At 70.0% G+C, this 15,155-nt stretch carries 13 protein-coding genes; 2 read left to right on the top strand and 11 right to left on the bottom strand.

Going from position 1 to position 15,155, the window contains the following annotated elements; genetic code table 11:
* The first annotated feature begins 1,424 nt into the window (after positions 1 to 1,424).
* Positions 1,425 to 2,288 (top strand): type 1 glutamine amidotransferase, encoded by an 864-nt coding sequence (locus V7067_RS02130; protein ID WP_334174218.1) that lies wholly within the window; start codon positions 1,425 to 1,427, stop codon positions 2,286 to 2,288.
* A gap of 20 nt (positions 2,289 to 2,308) precedes the next feature.
* Here V7067_RS02130 and V7067_RS02125 read toward each other — a convergent pair whose 3' ends face one another.
* The 6 genes from V7067_RS02125 to V7067_RS02100 form a co-directional block, all read right to left on the bottom strand.
* Positions 2,309 to 2,755, bottom strand: a complete 447-nt coding sequence (locus tag V7067_RS02125) for a lysozyme inhibitor LprI family protein (RefSeq protein ID WP_334174217.1) — start codon at positions 2,753 to 2,755, stop codon at positions 2,309 to 2,311.
* A gap of 31 nt (positions 2,756 to 2,786) precedes the next feature.
* Positions 2,787 to 3,575, bottom strand: a complete 789-nt coding sequence (gene hisN, locus V7067_RS02120; protein WP_334174216.1) for a histidinol-phosphatase — start codon at positions 3,573 to 3,575, stop codon at positions 2,787 to 2,789.
* A gap of 153 nt (positions 3,576 to 3,728) precedes the next feature.
* Positions 3,729 to 4,442 carry an ABC-type transport auxiliary lipoprotein family protein gene (locus V7067_RS02115; protein WP_334174215.1) on the bottom strand — a complete coding sequence of 238 codons (714 nt, stop codon included), beginning with the start codon at positions 4,440 to 4,442 and terminating at the stop codon, positions 3,729 to 3,731.
* Positions 4,443 to 4,454: 12 nt separating this feature from the next.
* Positions 4,455 to 5,852 (bottom strand): MlaD family protein, encoded by a 1,398-nt coding sequence (locus V7067_RS02110; RefSeq protein WP_334174214.1) that lies wholly within the window; start codon positions 5,850 to 5,852, stop codon positions 4,455 to 4,457.
* Positions 5,853 to 6,003: 151 nt separating this feature from the next.
* Complete coding sequence (locus V7067_RS02105) at positions 6,004 to 6,849, bottom strand: ABC transporter ATP-binding protein (RefSeq protein ID WP_334174213.1); 846 nt, start codon at positions 6,847 to 6,849, stop codon at positions 6,004 to 6,006.
* Positions 6,850 to 6,909: 60 nt separating this feature from the next.
* Entirely contained in the window at positions 6,910 to 8,064 is a 1,155-nt protein-coding gene (locus V7067_RS02100) for an ABC transporter permease (protein ID WP_334174212.1), read from the bottom strand.
* A 165-nt stretch (positions 8,065 to 8,229) separates the two neighbouring features.
* Between V7067_RS02100 and dgcA the strand changes: the two genes are divergently transcribed.
* Positions 8,230 to 9,231 carry an N-acetyl-D-Glu racemase DgcA gene (dgcA, locus tag V7067_RS02095; protein ID WP_334174211.1) on the top strand — a complete coding sequence of 334 codons (1,002 nt, stop codon included), beginning with the start codon at positions 8,230 to 8,232 and terminating at the stop codon, positions 9,229 to 9,231.
* A 65-nt stretch (positions 9,232 to 9,296) separates the two neighbouring features.
* Here the strand turns inward: dgcA and V7067_RS02090 are convergent, their stop codons facing one another.
* The 5 genes from V7067_RS02090 to V7067_RS02070 form a co-directional block, all read right to left on the bottom strand.
* Positions 9,297 to 10,280 carry a threonine/serine dehydratase gene (locus V7067_RS02090; protein WP_334174210.1) on the bottom strand — a complete coding sequence of 328 codons (984 nt, stop codon included), beginning with the start codon at positions 10,278 to 10,280 and terminating at the stop codon, positions 9,297 to 9,299.
* 89 nt (positions 10,281 to 10,369) lie between these two features.
* Entirely contained in the window at positions 10,370 to 11,488 is a 1,119-nt protein-coding gene (locus V7067_RS02085) for a DUF1513 domain-containing protein (RefSeq protein ID WP_334174209.1), read from the bottom strand.
* A gap of 143 nt (positions 11,489 to 11,631) precedes the next feature.
* Positions 11,632 to 12,393: a glycosyltransferase gene (locus tag V7067_RS02080; RefSeq protein ID WP_334174208.1), complete on the bottom strand. Its 762-nt coding sequence runs from the start codon at positions 12,391 to 12,393 to the stop codon at positions 11,632 to 11,634.
* A 218-nt stretch (positions 12,394 to 12,611) separates the two neighbouring features.
* Positions 12,612 to 13,820, bottom strand: coding sequence for an imelysin family protein (locus V7067_RS02075; protein WP_334174207.1), 1,209 nt, complete (start codon positions 13,818 to 13,820; stop codon positions 12,612 to 12,614).
* Positions 13,820 to 15,151 carry a di-heme oxidoredictase family protein gene (locus tag V7067_RS02070; RefSeq protein WP_334174206.1) on the bottom strand — a complete coding sequence of 444 codons (1,332 nt, stop codon included), beginning with the start codon at positions 15,149 to 15,151 and terminating at the stop codon, positions 13,820 to 13,822. Before V7067_RS02070 ends, V7067_RS02075 begins: the two co-directional genes overlap by 1 nt.
* Positions 15,152 to 15,155 lie beyond the last annotated feature (4 nt).

Raw genomic sequence — 15,155 nt, 5'->3', positions numbered from 1 at the left:
ACGAGCTGACCCCGCATCCGGTCGAGTACGACATGTACTACTCGTCCTGATCGCAGGTCGCGGGCTGCGGGCGGGACTACACGCCCGCCGCAGCCTGCCAGCCGGCGAAACGGGTTCGTTTCAGGGAGCGCCCTCCGGGGCGCTCCTTTTTTTGTGCCCGCCTCCGCGGCTTCCCGCGCCGGGCCGGACCGTGGCCGGCGGCCTGTTTCGACGGCTGAAGAAATCACTTGATTCGAATCCGGAAAGGCGCAACATTTGTCTGGCAGAGACAGCACGGAGGTTAAGAAAATGACGCCGCCGGCTCAGACGAATAAGCGCCTCTGACACCTTCTGCAAGGTGGTCTGCACAGGCGCACAACCAGATCAAGGGCATTTGCAAGGCTCTCAACTTCTCTATGCGGGAGGTCACTTGGGATTTACACTGTCCCGGTTTGATTGAACCTGAGAGAACGAAGATTTAGCAGATTTAAAATCTGATCAAGGGCACAGCAATCAAGGCGATTGCGCCGGAACTTCGGGTCCATAGCGACCCACTCACATCCGCCTCGCCTCCACTCGGACGTGCCCGAAAAACAGGGCCCCGCCGCCGGTATCCCCGGCGCGGGGCCTTTGTTTTGCCTGCCATCCGCGGCGCGGCGGATGCGGCAACGCGGCTGTGCCGGCCAGGCGCCGGCGCCGGCCGTGCCCCGCCGGTCAGGTCCGCGCCGCTCCGGCACCGGGCGCCCGCGCGGCACCGGGGCCCCGGTGCCGGCAACCGGCTTTCGGGACAACATTGGGGACACCCGGCTCGGCGGGCGGACGGCGGACGGCGGACGGCGGGGAATCGCACCCCGCCGGCGCTGGCTGGCTGCCGTTGTCCGCCGCTCCGGCGCGCCCCCCGGCCTCCGCCGCCGTGTTCAACGGCTAGCGGGCCGGAATTTCCGTCGCACCGTGGATGAGCCCCGCCCCGCCTCGCCCCCTCAACTCGCTGCCGGTCCGGCCGCGCCGGTCCTGCAGCGGATTCTGTCGCGCTGGTGCTGTCACGCCGATTGTGCCGCAGCGGTCGTGCCCTGTCGCCCCAGCCGGGCCGGCAGGCCGGTCTTGTAAACCGGTCTTGCCTCGCAAGTCTTGCCGCCCCGGTCTTACCGCCCCGATCTGTCTCAGAATTCTTGCGTCGCCGGTGGCGCCTGACCGATCCTGTCACGCCGGCCTTGCTGCTCCAGTCTTGCCGCGCCGGTCTTGCCGCACCGGTCTTGCCGCAGCGGTCGTGCTCTGTCGCCCCAACCCCACCAGTCTTGCCTCGCAAGTCTTGCCGCACCGGTCTTGCCGCACCGCTCTTGCCGGCGCCGGTCTTGCCCGGCCGGCGCCAACGCGGCATTTATTGCGCCATGGGTACCGGCAGCCGTGACTGTGGCTGTCACCGCCGGCCCTGCGTCGGAGGAAGCATGGCCGCTCTGCATCTGCTCGTCGTCGAAGGCAATGTTGCCGCGCAGGCGGCGCGCGTGGCGGCCATGACCGGCACCACGCCGGCCGCCGGCTATGCCGCCGTGCTGCGCGCGCTGGCACCGGGCGCCGCGGTCGATATCGTCACCCCGGCCGATCCCGGCGCGGCCGAAGCGCCGGCTGCGCTCGCCGATTATGACGGCATCGCCATCACCGGCTCGGCGCTGAATGTCTACGATCTCACCCCGCCGATCACCGCGCAGATCGCGCTGGCGCGGGCCGTGTTCGCGGCAGGCGTGCCGTTCTTCGGCTCCTGCTGGGGCCTGCAGGTGGCCACCGTTGCCGCCGGCGGCAGCGTGCGCCCCAACCCGCGCGGGCGGGAGGTGGCGCTTGCCCGCAATGTCTGGCTGACGGCGGAAGGGCGCGCCCATCCGCTCCATGCCGGCCGGCCCGCCGCCTTCGACGTGCCCGCCATTCACCTCGACGAGGTGGAGACCCGCCCGCCGGGCATGGTGGTGACCGCCGGCAACGCGGTCTCGGCGGTGCAGGCGGCGGAAATCCGCTTCGGCAACGGCCTGTTCTGGGGCGTGCAATACCACCCCGAATATGACTTCTCCGACCTCGCCGCCATGCTGGCGCGCTACCGGCCGATCCTGATCGCAGAAGGTTTTGCCCGCGACGACGCGGCGGTGGATGCACTGGTGGCCGACATGACGGCGCTCGGCGGCGACAGCCCGCGCCGCGATATCGCATGGCGCTGGGGTCTGGGAGCGGTGGTTCTGGAGCGGGCTGCGCGGCGCACCGAAATCGCCAACTGGCTGTCGGCGCAGGTCCGCCCCTTCGCAGCCCGGCGCGGCCGGGGCTGACCGGCCGCGGCAGCCTGCTTTCAGGGCGCCGGCGGCACCGGGCAGCTCATGTCGCCTTCCTGGCAGGCGAGGTAGGTTTTCAGCCGCGCCGTGCGGGCCTGCGTCAGGCCGGTCAGGCAGCCCGCGGAGACCATGCCGGAGGCGCTGCCGCCGTCAACCGCGACGGTGTCGAACCGGCACTGCGCATCGCGGAAGGCGACCCACGCCCGCTGGGCGGCCACCAGCGCCTTCCGGCGGTCCTGCAGGTCCGGCCCGGACAGCCGCTGCACGACCTGCTGGTACACCTGATTCAGCGCCCGGTCGGCCGCCGCCCGGTCGCGCTCGGCACACTGGTTCAGCGTGGCCTGATCGGCGCTGTCGCTGTCGCAGATATCCGCCGCCAGCCCCCGCGCCGGCAAGCCGGCCACCGCCGCCGCCAGCACGAGCGCCCCGAGCCGCCATCCGGCCCGCCGCATCGTGATATCCATGGCCGTTTCCCCCGTCTGCAACCCGGCCCGCTCAGGCGTTCAGCAGCGCCAGCGCCTCGGCATGAAGCGCCGCGCTGCCCGCCGCCACGATGCGCCCGCCATCCTTCGCCGGCCGCCCGTCCCATGTCGTCACCACGCCGCCGGCACCCTCGATGATCGGCACCAGCGCCGCGATGTCGTAGGTCTTGAGACCGCACTCCACCACCAGATCGACCTGCCCGGCCGCCAGCATGCAATAGGCGTAGCAGTCGCCGCCATAGCGTATGTCGCGCACCGCGCCGACCATGCGCGCGAAGACCGCCGCATCCGCCCCGGCAAAAAGATGCGGCGAGGTGGACATCATCAGCGCCTCGCCCAGCCTGCGCCCGCTGCGCGCGGCCAGCGGCAGCACCGCCCCGCCACGGCGCCATTCGGCCCGTCCGCCGTCGCCGAGAAACATCTCGCCGGTAAAGGGCTGCGACATCATACCCAGCACGGCGCGGTCGTCTTCCACCAGCCCCACCAGCGTGCCCCACAGCGGCAGGCCGGCCAGAAAGGCGCGCGTGCCGTCGATGGGGTCGACGATCCAGGTGTGGCGCGCCCCGGCCCGCGCGGTGCCGAACTCCTCGCCGATAATGGCATCGTCGGGGAACGCCGCCTCGATGCGCGCCCGGATGGCCGCCTCGGTGGCACGGTCGCCTTCGGTCACCGGATCGTAGGCGCCGGGCCCGGCCTTGTTGTCGGCGGCAATGCCGACGCGGAAGTGCGGCAGCGCCGCCGCCGCGGCATCGGCCGCCAGAGCGGTGAGAAAGGCGAAATCGCGGGCAGAATCGTCAGTCATCGGGCAGGGCTCCGGCCCCGCGGCGCAGCCTTGCAGCCCGGGGCAGCCAGTGGCCGGCGCAGCGCGCCGGAAAAAAAACGTCAGGCGCGGGCGACGATAGCACCGCGGCCACCGCCCGCAACCGTGTCCGCGGCGGCCCTCACGACCCGACTGTCAGACCAGAGAACCGATCCACGGCACCATCTCCTGCAGCACCTGCTGCAGGGCGGCATCCATGGCAGCAACGGCCGCCGAGGGCCCCTCGCCCTTTGCCGGCGCAACCGCGCGGAACACGCGGGCCCCCACGACCCGGCCGTTGCGGTCGTCCATCACCTGCACCGCCAGCTCCACCACGCCGCGCCGGCCGCGGTAGGCTTCGAACTGGAAGGCGCGGATATCCACCAGCACCTGATCGGTGATGGCCAGCCCCTGCCCCGGCACGCCGACGGCGTGGATGCGGCCGGAGTTTTCCAGACTGTCGACGATACGCGCCTGCACCACTTTGGGCAGCTGGTCGGCCCACAGCACGCGGGGGAAATAGGAAATCTCGCCGGGCGCCGATTTCGCCGCGATGGAATCGGTGTTGAGCGCGGCCAGCGCACGCGGCTCGGGCACCAGCACCTGCACCGGGCTTGCCGCCGCCCGCCGCACCGCCGGGGTGCCGGGTGCCGTGGCGACCGGCGCCGGAGCGGCGGCGACCGGCAGCGACTGCAGATCGAAAAGGGCGCGCGGCGGCGGCACCGCACAGGCGCCGAGCGCGCCCGCCGCCGCCAGCAGAACGGCGACGGTGCGCCCGGACCGGGCAAAGCCCGCCGCACTGAAACTGCCCTGCCCCATGCTGTCGCCCCTGTTGCCGTTGCTGCCTGCCGGCCCGTGCCGCCTTGCCATCGCGCTCGCTCCTCAGTGCCGGTTGGGCTGGAAAACCGGCTGGCTGGAGCCGCCGAAGATGATGCGGTTGGGATTGCGCTCCAGCCCCTGCACCGCCGTCTGGATGGTGGAAAGCGTCTGCCGCAACTGCCCGATGGCCGCCGTCAGGTCCGGCAGCCCGGTGGCGCTGAACCGGCCGATCGAGCTCATAATGGCCGGAAGCTGGCCGTTGATGGTGTCGGCCGCCCGCCGCACCGAACGCAGCGTGGCGGTGGCCTCCTGAACCAGCCCCTTGCCGTCGCCGCCCTTCAGCATGCCGTCGAGATTGCCGAGCAGCGGCGAGAGCTTCTGCGAGGCGGCATTGAGATTGGCCATGGTCTGGCGGGTGTCGGCGAGGATGGAATCCACCTCCGGCCCCTTGCCGTCGAGCGAACGGGTGAAGGAGCGGGCCGAGGCCACGGTGGCCCGCGCATCGGTAATCATGGCCTCGATATCCGGCCCGCGGGCGGCAAGGCGGCTCGTCATGGAATCGACGCTCTGGACGATGCGGGTGATGTCGGCCGCCGGCACCGCCTTCACGATGCCGTGCACGTCGGTGAGCGTGGTATTGAGGTTGTCGGTGAAGGCCTGCAGATCGTTCGCCGTGGCGCGGACCTGATCGATCACCGCCTGAATCTGCGTGCCCGACTGGCCGAGGCTGTCGGAGAACTTGCGCACGTTGCCGACGATCACCTTCACGTCCTGCGGCGTCACCTGCGCGATCAGCTTGTTGCCCTGCGCCAGAATGGCGCCGAGGTCGTCGGCCACCCCCTGCAGCACATTGGCGACGCGGGTCGCCTGCGCCATGAAATCGCGGATGCCGTCGGAGTTGGCCGCCAGCGCCGAGGAGAACCGCTCCACGTTCTGGATGGTGCGCGTGACCGAAGAGGCATTGTCGCGCACCAGCTGAGAGACCGTGGCCATGGTGTCGTCGGCCTTGCGCAGCGTCTGGCGGGCATTGCTGATCAGGTCTTCCAGTGCCGAACGGTTGGCCTCGATGGTGGGCACGCCCTTCTCGTCGAACAGCGACGGCGAGCCCGGCGAGCCGCCGGTGAACGACAGGTTGGCAATGCCGGTGATGCCCTGGAAGCCCAGTTCCGCGTGCACGTCCTGCCGCAGCGGCGCGGTCGGGCTGACCATGGCGCGCACCACCACCACCGGCTCGGCCTGATCGGAAAACGAAATGGCCGCGACCGTGCCGATCCTGAGGCCGTTGAAGAACACCGGCGCGCCGACGCTGAGGCCGGCGACCGATCCCTTGAAGACGACATCCACCGGCACGTTGCCGGACGTGTCCTGCGCCTTGTAAAGCCAGTAAACGAAGCCCATGGCGCAAAACAGCACCAGCAGCACGAAGGTACCGACCGTTACATAGTGGGCACGGGTCTCCATCGGCGCCTCTCGAAACACCGGGCCAGGGGCCCGTTTTGCTGCGGGGGCAGACCGGGCCTGCGGCCCGGCCGGTCGTCCGCGTCTGAAAAAAACACCGCCGGCCCGGCCGCATCCGCTGCGGCCCGGCCGGCACGTCCGTTGTGCCGTTGCCTCAGCGCCGCCGGGCGGCGCCCGAGGCAAACAGGCGCGAGCCGCGCACGCCGCGGAAATAGGCTTTCACCCACGGGTGGTCGAACGCCAGCATATCGTCCAGCGTTCCCTCCACCAGCACCCGCTTTTCGCCCAGAACGGCGATGCGGTCGCAGATGGAATAAAGGCTGTCGAGGTCGTGCGTCACCATATAGACCGTCAGCCCCAGCGTCTCCCGCAGGCTGGCGATGAGATCGTCGAAATCGGCCGCGCCGATGGGGTCGAGCCCCGAGGTCGGCTCGTCGAGGAACAGAATTTCCGGGTCCAGCGCCAGTGCACGGGCCAGCGCCGCCCGCTTCACCATGCCGCCGGACAGCTCGGAGGGAAACTTGTCGGCTGCATTGGCCGGCAGCCCCACCAGATCGAGTTTCAGACAGGCGAGTTCGTCCATCAGCCGCGGGCTGAGATCGAGGTGCTCGCGCATCGGCATCTGGATGTTCTGCTTCACCGTCAGCGACGAGAACAGCGCACCCATCTGAAACAGCACGCCCCAGCGCTGCTCGATGGCCTGACGTTCGGCATCGGCGAGCGTATCGAGATCGCGCCCGAACACCTCAATGGCCCCGGCCTGCTTGCGGGCAAGGCGCAGGATGGTGCGCATCAGCACCGACTTGCCGGTGCCCGAGCCGCCCACGAAGCCCAGCACCTCGCCGCGATAGACATCGAGATCGAGCCCGTCGAGCACGGTCTGCCGGCCGAACGAAACCTTGATGCCGCGCGCCCGGATGATGACCTCGCGGCCCTCGGGCACGGATTCGAACTCCGGCGGTGCGGTGTCCTGCGCGGGGGTGGCGGCTGCGTCTGTCATGGCCTGCCCGGTGCCCCCGCCTCTCTCCCCGCCTCTGGTCTGCATGCGCCCGCCATCGGCTCACATCCCGAGCCCGGCGAAGAACACGGCATAGATGCCATCGACGAAGATGACCATGAAGATCGCCTTCACCACCGACGACGTGGTCTGGCGGCCGAGCGATTCCGCGCTGCCGCCCACCTTCATGCCCTCCACGCAGGCGATGAGACCGATGATGAGCGCCATGATCGGCGCCTTGTAGAGGCCGATCATCAGTGTGGGAATATCGACGGCGACCTGCAGCTGCACGATGAAGGCATCGGGCGGAATGCCCATGTAGGCCCACATCAGCGCGCCCGCACCGGCCAGTGCCGCCATATCGGAAATGAAGGTCAGGACCGGAACCGCGATCATCAGCGCCAGCAGGCGCGGCACGATCAGCGCGTCGATGGGATCGACGCCGATCACCTTCATGGCGTCGATCTCCTCGCGCATCTTCATCGAGCCGATTTCGGCGGTGAAGGCGCTGCCGGAACGGCCGGCAACCATGATGGAGGTGAGCAGAACCCCCAGCTCGCGCAGCACCAGCACGCCGACGAGATCGACGACATAAAGATCCGCGCCATAGGTGCGCAGATAATAGGCGCCCTGCTGGGCGATGATGCCGCCGATGAGAAACGACATCAGCACCATGATCGGCACCGCGCCGAGGCCGACACGGTCGAGATTGGAAACGACGGAGGCAACGCGCAGCCGCGTGCGGCCGATAAGCAGGCCCGCCAGCGACAGCACGAAGGCGCCGAGCACGTTGGTCACCGCGGCCGCATCGGCCAGCACGCCCATGGTGATGCGGCCGACCGTCTCCAGCATGCCGGTCAGGGTGATGCCGTGGCCCGGGGCGGCGAACGGCTCGGGCTTGCAGTGCCCCACCTCGCGCAGCAGATCCCGACGCGGCTTCGACAGACCGGCGAGGGCCACCGCATGGCCGGCATCGGCCAGCCGCGTCATCAGGCGGTGCAGCAGCCAGGCGCCGGAGGTGTCGAGCGCGCCGATGGCGTTGCAGTCGAGCGTGACGGCGGCACCGGCCGGAACGGCAATGTCGTCCACAGCGCGTTCGCCGGTGTGGCCGCTGGCCACCAGCCAGTCGCCCAGCACATGCACAACGACACGGGCCGGCCCGCCGGCGGCATCCTGCTGAAGATCGAGTTCCGGTTGCCGGTCGACGGCAATGCTCATATCCGCCAGCCTCTCCCGCCCGGCCCTTTCGCGCACCCGCCGCCCGCGCTCTTGCCGCGGCGGCCTGAATTCCTATTACTGTGTCGGAGCGCCGGCGTCGAGGCGCCGCGGGCCACACCGGCGGGAAATCGGCCCCACCCGTCCGGCACAGCGGAGTCCGCCCTCATGACCTCAGACTTTTCCCCTGCCGGCCGCCGTCTTCGCGTGGCCACCGAACGTTTCCCGATTGCCGGCCGCTTCGCCATCTCGCGCGGGGCCAAGACGGAAGCCGTTGTGGTGGTTGCCGAAATCGAATCGGGCGGGATCACCGGCCGCGGCGAGTGCGTGCCCTATGCCCGCTACGGCGAGAGCGTGGAGGGGGTGGCCGCCGCCCTTGCCGCAACCGCGCCGCTGGTGGCCGCCGGCCTCGACCGCGCCGGCCTTGCCGCCGCCCTGCCGGCCGGGGCCGCCCGCAACGCCCTCGATTGTGCGCTGATCGATCTGGAGGCCAAGACGCGCGGCCTTTCCGCCGCCCGCCTGCTCGGCCTTGCCGAGCCCGCGCCGGTGGTAACCGCCTACACCCTGTCGCTCGATACGCCGGAGGCGATGGGCCGGGCGGCTGCCGCGGCTTCCGGCCGCCCGGTGCTGAAAATCAAGCTCGGCGCAGCCGGCGACCCCGCCCGCATCGCCGCCGTGCGTGCCGGCGCGCCGCACGCCACCCTCATTGCCGATGCCAACGAGGGCTGGGACGAAAGCGGGCTGGCGGAAAACTTCGCCGCCTGCCGGGCCGCCGGCGTTGCGCTGGTGGAACAGCCGCTGCCCGCCGGCCGCGACAACGCCCTGCGCGGCAGCCGGCCGGTGGCGGTGTGCGCCGACGAAAGCCTGCATGTGGCCGGCGACGTCGCCGCCCTTGCCGACCGCTACGATGCCGTCAACATCAAGCTCGACAAGGCCGGCGGCCTGAGCGAGGCCCTGGCGATCGCCGCCGAGGCGCGGCGCTGCGGCCTTGCCATCATGGCCGGGTGCATGGTGGGCACCTCGCTGGCCATGGCGCCTGCCCTGCTGCTGGCCGGGCAGGCCGCCTTCGTCGATCTCGACGGGCCGCTTCTGCTGGCCCGCGACCGCGCGCCGGGTCTCCTCTACGAGGGGTCGCTCGTGCATCCGCCGCAGCCGGAGCTGTGGGGCTGAGGGGCTGAGGGGCGGCCGGGCGGCGGGAGAAGCCCGCCCGGCTGCGCCCGCCGATCCGGCCCGTTTCAGTCCTGCAGGGCCTGCGCCAGCACATGATCGTCGATGTTGCCGCCGGAGGCGACGATCACCACGGTCTTGCCGGCGGCATCCACCCGGCCGCACAGCAGCGCGGCAAGGCCCACGGCCCCGCCCGGTTCCACCACGATCTTCAGTTCGCGCGCCGCATAGGCCACGGCGGCCAGCGCCTCGTCATCGCCGAGGGCATGGCCGCCGGACAGGTGGCGGCTGTTGACGGCAAAGGTGATGCGGCCCGGCGTCTGCGCCATCAGCGCATCGCAGACCGAGCCCGTCACCGCCGGGTTCTTCTGCCGCGTGCCGGCGGCAAGCGAACGGGCGTGGTCGTCGAAGCCGGCCGGCTCGCAGGTGGCAATCGCCGCCTGCGGCGCGGCACTGTGGATGGCCACCGAAACGCCCGCCGTCAGGCCGCCGCCGGAGGCCGGCACCAGCACGATATCCGGCACGAGGCCGAGGGCGGCGAGATCGTCGATCACCTCAAGCCCCACCGTGCCCTGCCCGGCCATCACGCCCGGATCGTCATAAGGGTGGATGAAGGTCGCCCCGTTGCGGGCGGCGATGGCGTTGGCGATGGCCTCGCGGTCGTCGGTCTCACGGTCGTAGAGCACCAAGTCCGCCCCGAGACGGCGGGTACGGGCGATCTTGGTGGCCGGGGCATCGCGCGGCATCACGATGGTGGCCGGCACGCCATAGAGCGCCGCCGCGGCCGCCACGCCCTGCGCATGGTTGCCGGACGAACACGCCACGACACCGCGCACCCGGTCGGCATCGGCAATCATGGAAACGCGGTTATAGGCGCCGCGGAACTTGAAGGAGCCGGTGCGCTGCAGGCACTCCGCCTTGACGAACACCCGCGCCCCGAGGCTTGCGCCGAGGTCGGTGGCCGGCAGCAGCGGCGTGCGGGTGGCGACGCCGGCAAGGCGGGCGCGGGCGGCTTCGATATCGGCCAGAGAGAGCGGCAGGGGTTCGGTCACGGCATCGGCTCCGTTTGGGGGACGGCAACCGCCCCTGAGGGGCGGGCAGCGACCTTAGCCGCGGACGGCAGCGGCCGGAAGCCGCCCTGTCAGAGCCGTCGGATGTGGTTATCCCATGAGATGTCGCTGACGCTGGCCTCCACCGTGCGCCCGTCGCGCTCAAGGATCACGTCGCCCTTGCCGCTCGTCAGCAGGAAGCCCGATTCGGGCACCTGCGCGGCGCCGCAGCCATCGGCCAGCGCGCGCCGGCCGACGATCTGCCGGCTGGCGACATCGAACACGATCACCGTGCCGCCGACCGGGCTGGCAATCGCCATGCGCGTGCCGGCCGCGTTGCAGGTGACAGAACCGATATATTGCCCGAGTCCCACCCGCACCTCTTCCGGCACCTCGATGAACGCAAGGTCCTCGCCGGCCTTGTGGGTGACGATCAGCGGCACGGCCTCGCGCTTGTCGCCCATCCACTGGCAGCCGATCCACGCGCGGCCGCTGCCGTCCGTGGACATGTGGCGCAGCGAGAGCTGGTTCAGCGCCTTCGGCGGGTCGCTGCGGGCCAGCAGGTCGCCGCTCTGCCGGTCGATCCACGACACCGACGGCTCCATGCCGGCAAGATCGAGATTGGCGCGGGGATAGTCGGGGTGGGTGAGAATGCCGCCGTTGGCCACGATCAGCGTGCGGCCGTCGCCCGACAGCAGAATCTCGTGCGAGCCCAGACCGTGGCCGGGCAGTTCGTCGACACGGGCAAAGCCGGCCCGGGCATCGTAGACGCCGACGACCGCCGTGCCCTCCTCATAGGCGTTCTCGGAGGCATAGAGCAGCCGGCCATCCGGCGAGAACACGCCGTGGCCCTCGAAATGGCGGTCCGCCGGGGTGGTGAAGGCGTGGCGCGCCGTGCCGCTTGCCGCATCGATGGCCAGCGCAAAGGTGCCGGGGCGGCGGGCAAAGGCCACCACGAACGCCCCGCCCGGATCGACGGCCAGCGAATGGCCCCGCCCCGTCAGCGCCGCCTGCCCGTGCACGCGGCCCGCGGCATCGATGAGCGCTACGGCGAAGCCGCCGTCCGGCAACTGGCAGCAGGTGGCATAAAGCGGCTCGCCATCGGCCGACCGCGCCACCGCGCCAAGGCGCTCTGCCCCGGCAAAGGGCGTCGCCGCCAGCAGCGGCAGGCTTCCCGCAAGGGCGAGAAAGGACCGGCGATCAATGCCCATCGGGGCCTCTCCACTCAGCCGGAGCGCCGCCACAACAGGCGACCCCGGCACGCTCAACAGGCCCCCGCCCGGCCGCCGCGGCCACGCCGCGTCGCAAAGGCCGGAGCCGCCTTCGGCAGGCCGCAACCGGCCCGCCGGCAGTCTCAGTTTCCCGTCGCCTTCCGGTATTCTCCGACGAACGGCGACAGACCGATTGATTTCTTGCAGATATACTTCCGATAGAGATAGAGACCAAGCGGCGGAGTGGTAATAATATCTTTCACAATCCGCTTCTTCCGGCTCTCATTTTTCCAGCTAGCACTGAAATAATGGATTGTATAATTTTCATGATTCAAAAATGACGGATGCTCAAAGGTCGTATTACTGTAAATCGCCACGTCCTTCCCGCGCCATGGCTGACCGTTCAGCCTGAAGCCTTCGACATTGTCGATGAAATAACGTGTGAAAAGATCGTTATTGGGCACATCTGTGGAAATGACATCCGGACGGTCGGTGTAGTGCGCCCTGATCGCCCCGATGATCGGATGGCCCGGGCGAGCGCCGATGACCGCAGTGCCCAGATTGCAGGCCCACATGTAGCCCATGAACATCTGGTCGCCCAGCAGCGGCGTAAACGACTTCAGGACCTGAACGTCCGTATCCAGATAAATCCCGCCGGTCTCGAAAAGCCTGATGACCCGAACCATATCGGATACGTGGGCATATTTCTTTTCCTTGTAGCACTTCTCGATGAACGGAAATCGAGACAGATCGAAATTATTCTCCGTAGATTCGAGGTGCTCATAATCGGAGAGCACCTTTTTCCTCTGCTCCTCAAAAGCGATCATTTTGGGAGACTTCTTCCCGCCGCCGAACCAGCAGGTGTGAATAATCTTGGGAATCGCTTGTTGGCTTGCCGGCTGCATGGCGCTTTCCAATTGCGTTGCGGCGGACTGTCGGTGGTCTCCGCCAGAATAAAGTCGTGTCTGAAATGTAGTCCGGTACTCAAATGGAATGCCGCAGTCAGGGCACCGCGGCATCCGCCCTTCAGGGAACCACGAAAGACCGCTCCAGACCAGCCGGCAGACGGGTGTGCGGCGAGAAAAGCCGTCCTCTGTCGCCGCGCCCTCTCCCTGCGTGCCGCTCAGTCGCCGTCGAGCGCGTTGAAGCCGACATTGAGGCCCACCGCAGAAGCCAGCGGCCCGACCAGCGTGTCGCGCACGCTGGCCAGCGAGATGCGGGCATAAGTGATTTTGGCGCGATCCCGGGCATCGCCCGCCATGGTGGCCGGCGGATCGGAAATCGTGCCCAGCACGCGGTTGATGTTGCCGAGTTCGAACAGCAGCGAGGCGCGCAGCCACGACTGCGCCGGCGGCAGCCCGTCGGCAATGCCGCTGGCCTCGATCAGCTGGGCGAGGCCGGCGATGTTGGCGCGCACCAGCACCAGCGTGTTGCCGCTGCGCACGAAGGGAAAGCGCATCGGCTTTGCCGTGTCCGGCGAGGTGCCCAGCGCCGGACCGAGGGCGAGATCGCGCACCTGTTCGATGCCGGTGATCAGCGCCTTCAGAATCTCGTCGGCGGCCTGCGCCTCCGAGCGGTAGACCGGGTTGTCCGGGCCGGGCTTCAGCAGCAGGCGGGCATAGCCGTCGGGGCGCGCCCAGTCGTCGCGCAGCGCGGCCGAGATGTCGGTCACGTTGGTGGCGATCAGCGTGGCCAGCTGACAGCGGTTGGCGAAGTCCGGCGCCTTCACGTCCGGCACCACGCCGCCCTCCTTCGGCGCGGTCAGCAACAGCCGCTCGAAGGCCGGCAGCCCCTGCACCGCCGCGCTCTGCCCTTTGAGGCGGGGCAGGTCGATGCCGGCGAGCTGGTCGCCGTTCAGAAGCTGGCGCAGCTGCTTTTCAACGAAATTGCGCGGGTCCGGCCAGAACGACACCCGCTCCAGCCGGTGGTCGACGGTTGCCGGGCCGAAGCGCAGGAAATCCACCCGTCCCCACGCCGACAGCATGTCGCCAAAGGCGCCGCGCAGCGCATCGGTGTTGACCGGGCTCGGCTGGGCGCAATAGCGCACGGTCGCCGTGCGCAGGCTGTTGGCCGCATCGGCCACGCTGGCGTAGGCGGGGCGGATGTAGCGTTCCACCGCCAGCGCGACGAGGGTGCGCTGATGGGCGATCATGGCCGGGTCGGCCGGCGGGGCGGCGGCCGTTGCGGCCGGGGACGCTGCGGCCGCGGGCGCCGCTGCCGGGGCGGCCGCCTGCTGCGCGCCGGCGGCAGACAGGCTCGCCAGAAGGCCGAGAGCACCGAGCAGCGGAACTGCACCGGGGACCGGGATTTTCGTCAGGCTCGCAACGCGCATCAAAGCTCTCCGAGATAGGCCAGCAGCGCCGCCCGGTCGCCGGGCGAGAGCGCGCCGAACGCCCTGCGCGCGGCAGCCGCCTCGCCATCGTGCCAGCCGATGGCTGTCTGCAGGCTGTCCGCCCGGCCATCGTGCAGATAACGGCGCGTGCCCGGCTTCCCCGACGCAAGCCCGATCAGCGGCGCCGTGCGCCACTCCCGCGCCGTTGCCTCGCCCTGCACAGCCGGGTCGGCCAGCCCCGCCCCCATGTCATGCAATAGCAGGTCGGAGAAGGCGTTGACCATCCCGCCGTCACGCGCCGGCAGGGCAGGAACGTGGCAGGCCGCGCAGCCGGTTGCCGCAAACAGGGCCGGCCCGCGCGCCGCACCGGCACGGCCATCGCCCGCCGGCCCGGGTGCCGGCGCCGGTTCCGCCCGGCCGGCGGCCGCCGCCCGCCGCGGCTTTGCCTCATGCGACGGACTGTCGAGACCGTCGAGATAGGCGAGCACCAGCGCGAACATTTCGTCGGAAACCTCGGTCTCGCTTATGGCATCGCGGTCGCCGTGGCGCGCGGCGCGGCAGGCGGTCTGCGCCGGCGTGCAGTCGCCCCACGGCCGCGGCCGGAGACGCGAGGACAGGCCCATGTCGTCGGCAAAGGCACTTGCCACCTGATCGGCCAGCGTCGGGTGCGCCGCCCGCCAGCCATAGCGGCCGGTCTGCCGGCTGCCATCGGGCATCACGATGCGGTTCGGCCGGCCGGAGATGCCGTCGCCATCGGCATCGTCGGGGTCGGCAAGAGCGAGAATGGCGGCCTCGTCGATGCGCCCCAGCGCGGCGCGGCCGGCCAGTTCCGGCCCGATGCGCACGCCCGCCCCGGTCTGCGGGGCAAGGGCGCCATAGGCCAGCCCCTCAAGCCGCAGACCCACGCGCGGCCCCGGCTCGCCCGGCCGCACCGGTTCCTCAGACAGCACCACCGCGGCCTCCGCCGGCACTCCGGGCACGGCGCGCGGCTGGATCTGGCGGCCATAGACCGGGTCGATATCGCCCGTATCGGTGCCAAGCCGCACCAGCAGCCCCGGGCCGGAAAGCGTGCCGTCGGCCGCGCGCGTCACCCGCGAGGGCCCGGCCCCGGCATGGCAGCCGGCGCAGGAGCGGGCGTTATAAAGCGGGCCGAGCCCGTCGGCCGACTGCGTGGAGGCGCCGCCGGCCACCCAGAAGCGTTCGAACACCGCATGTCCGAGGGCAAACGAAAGATCGTCCGCCACGGCCGGCCGCAGCGGCAGCAGCACCAGCGCGGCCGCCAGCGCCAGCGGCCCGGCAAGAAGGGAAAGAAGGGCCCGGCTCTCTGCCATCATC

The sequence above is a fragment of the Pseudoxanthobacter sp. genome (genome assembly GCF_036822375.1).
Classification (GTDB): Bacteria; Pseudomonadota; Alphaproteobacteria; order Rhizobiales; family Segnochrobactraceae; genus Pseudoxanthobacter.
The sequence above is the reverse complement of the archived record's forward strand: the minus strand, read 5'-3'. Positions and strand labels throughout refer to the sequence as shown.

Coding starts and splice junctions, on each gene's coding strand:
- V7067_RS02130 (WP_334174218.1), top strand. CDS start 1,425: ATGGCCGCTCTGCATCTGCTCGTCGTCGAAGGCAATGTTGCCGCGCAG.
- V7067_RS02125 (WP_334174217.1), bottom strand. CDS start 2,755: ATGGATATCACGATGCGGCGGGCCGGATGGCGGCTCGGGGCGCTCGTG.
- hisN (WP_334174216.1), bottom strand. CDS start 3,575: ATGACTGACGATTCTGCCCGCGATTTCGCCTTTCTCACCGCTCTGGCG.
- V7067_RS02115 (WP_334174215.1), bottom strand. CDS start 4,442: ATGGCAAGGCGGCACGGGCCGGCAGGCAGCAACGGCAACAGGGGCGAC.
- V7067_RS02110 (WP_334174214.1), bottom strand. CDS start 5,852: ATGGAGACCCGTGCCCACTATGTAACGGTCGGTACCTTCGTGCTGCTG.
- V7067_RS02105 (WP_334174213.1), bottom strand. CDS start 6,849: ATGACAGACGCAGCCGCCACCCCCGCGCAGGACACCGCACCGCCGGAG.
- V7067_RS02100 (WP_334174212.1), bottom strand. CDS start 8,064: ATGAGCATTGCCGTCGACCGGCAACCGGAACTCGATCTTCAGCAGGAT.
- dgcA (WP_334174211.1), top strand. CDS start 8,230: ATGACCTCAGACTTTTCCCCTGCCGGCCGCCGTCTTCGCGTGGCCACC.
- V7067_RS02085 (WP_334174209.1), bottom strand. CDS start 11,488: ATGGGCATTGATCGCCGGTCCTTTCTCGCCCTTGCGGGAAGCCTGCCG.
- V7067_RS02080 (WP_334174208.1), bottom strand. CDS start 12,393: ATGCAGCCGGCAAGCCAACAAGCGATTCCCAAGATTATTCACACCTGC.
- V7067_RS02075 (WP_334174207.1), bottom strand. CDS start 13,820: ATGCGCGTTGCGAGCCTGACGAAAATCCCGGTCCCCGGTGCAGTTCCG.
- V7067_RS02070 (WP_334174206.1), bottom strand. CDS start 15,151: ATGGCAGAGAGCCGGGCCCTTCTTTCCCTTCTTGCCGGGCCGCTGGCG.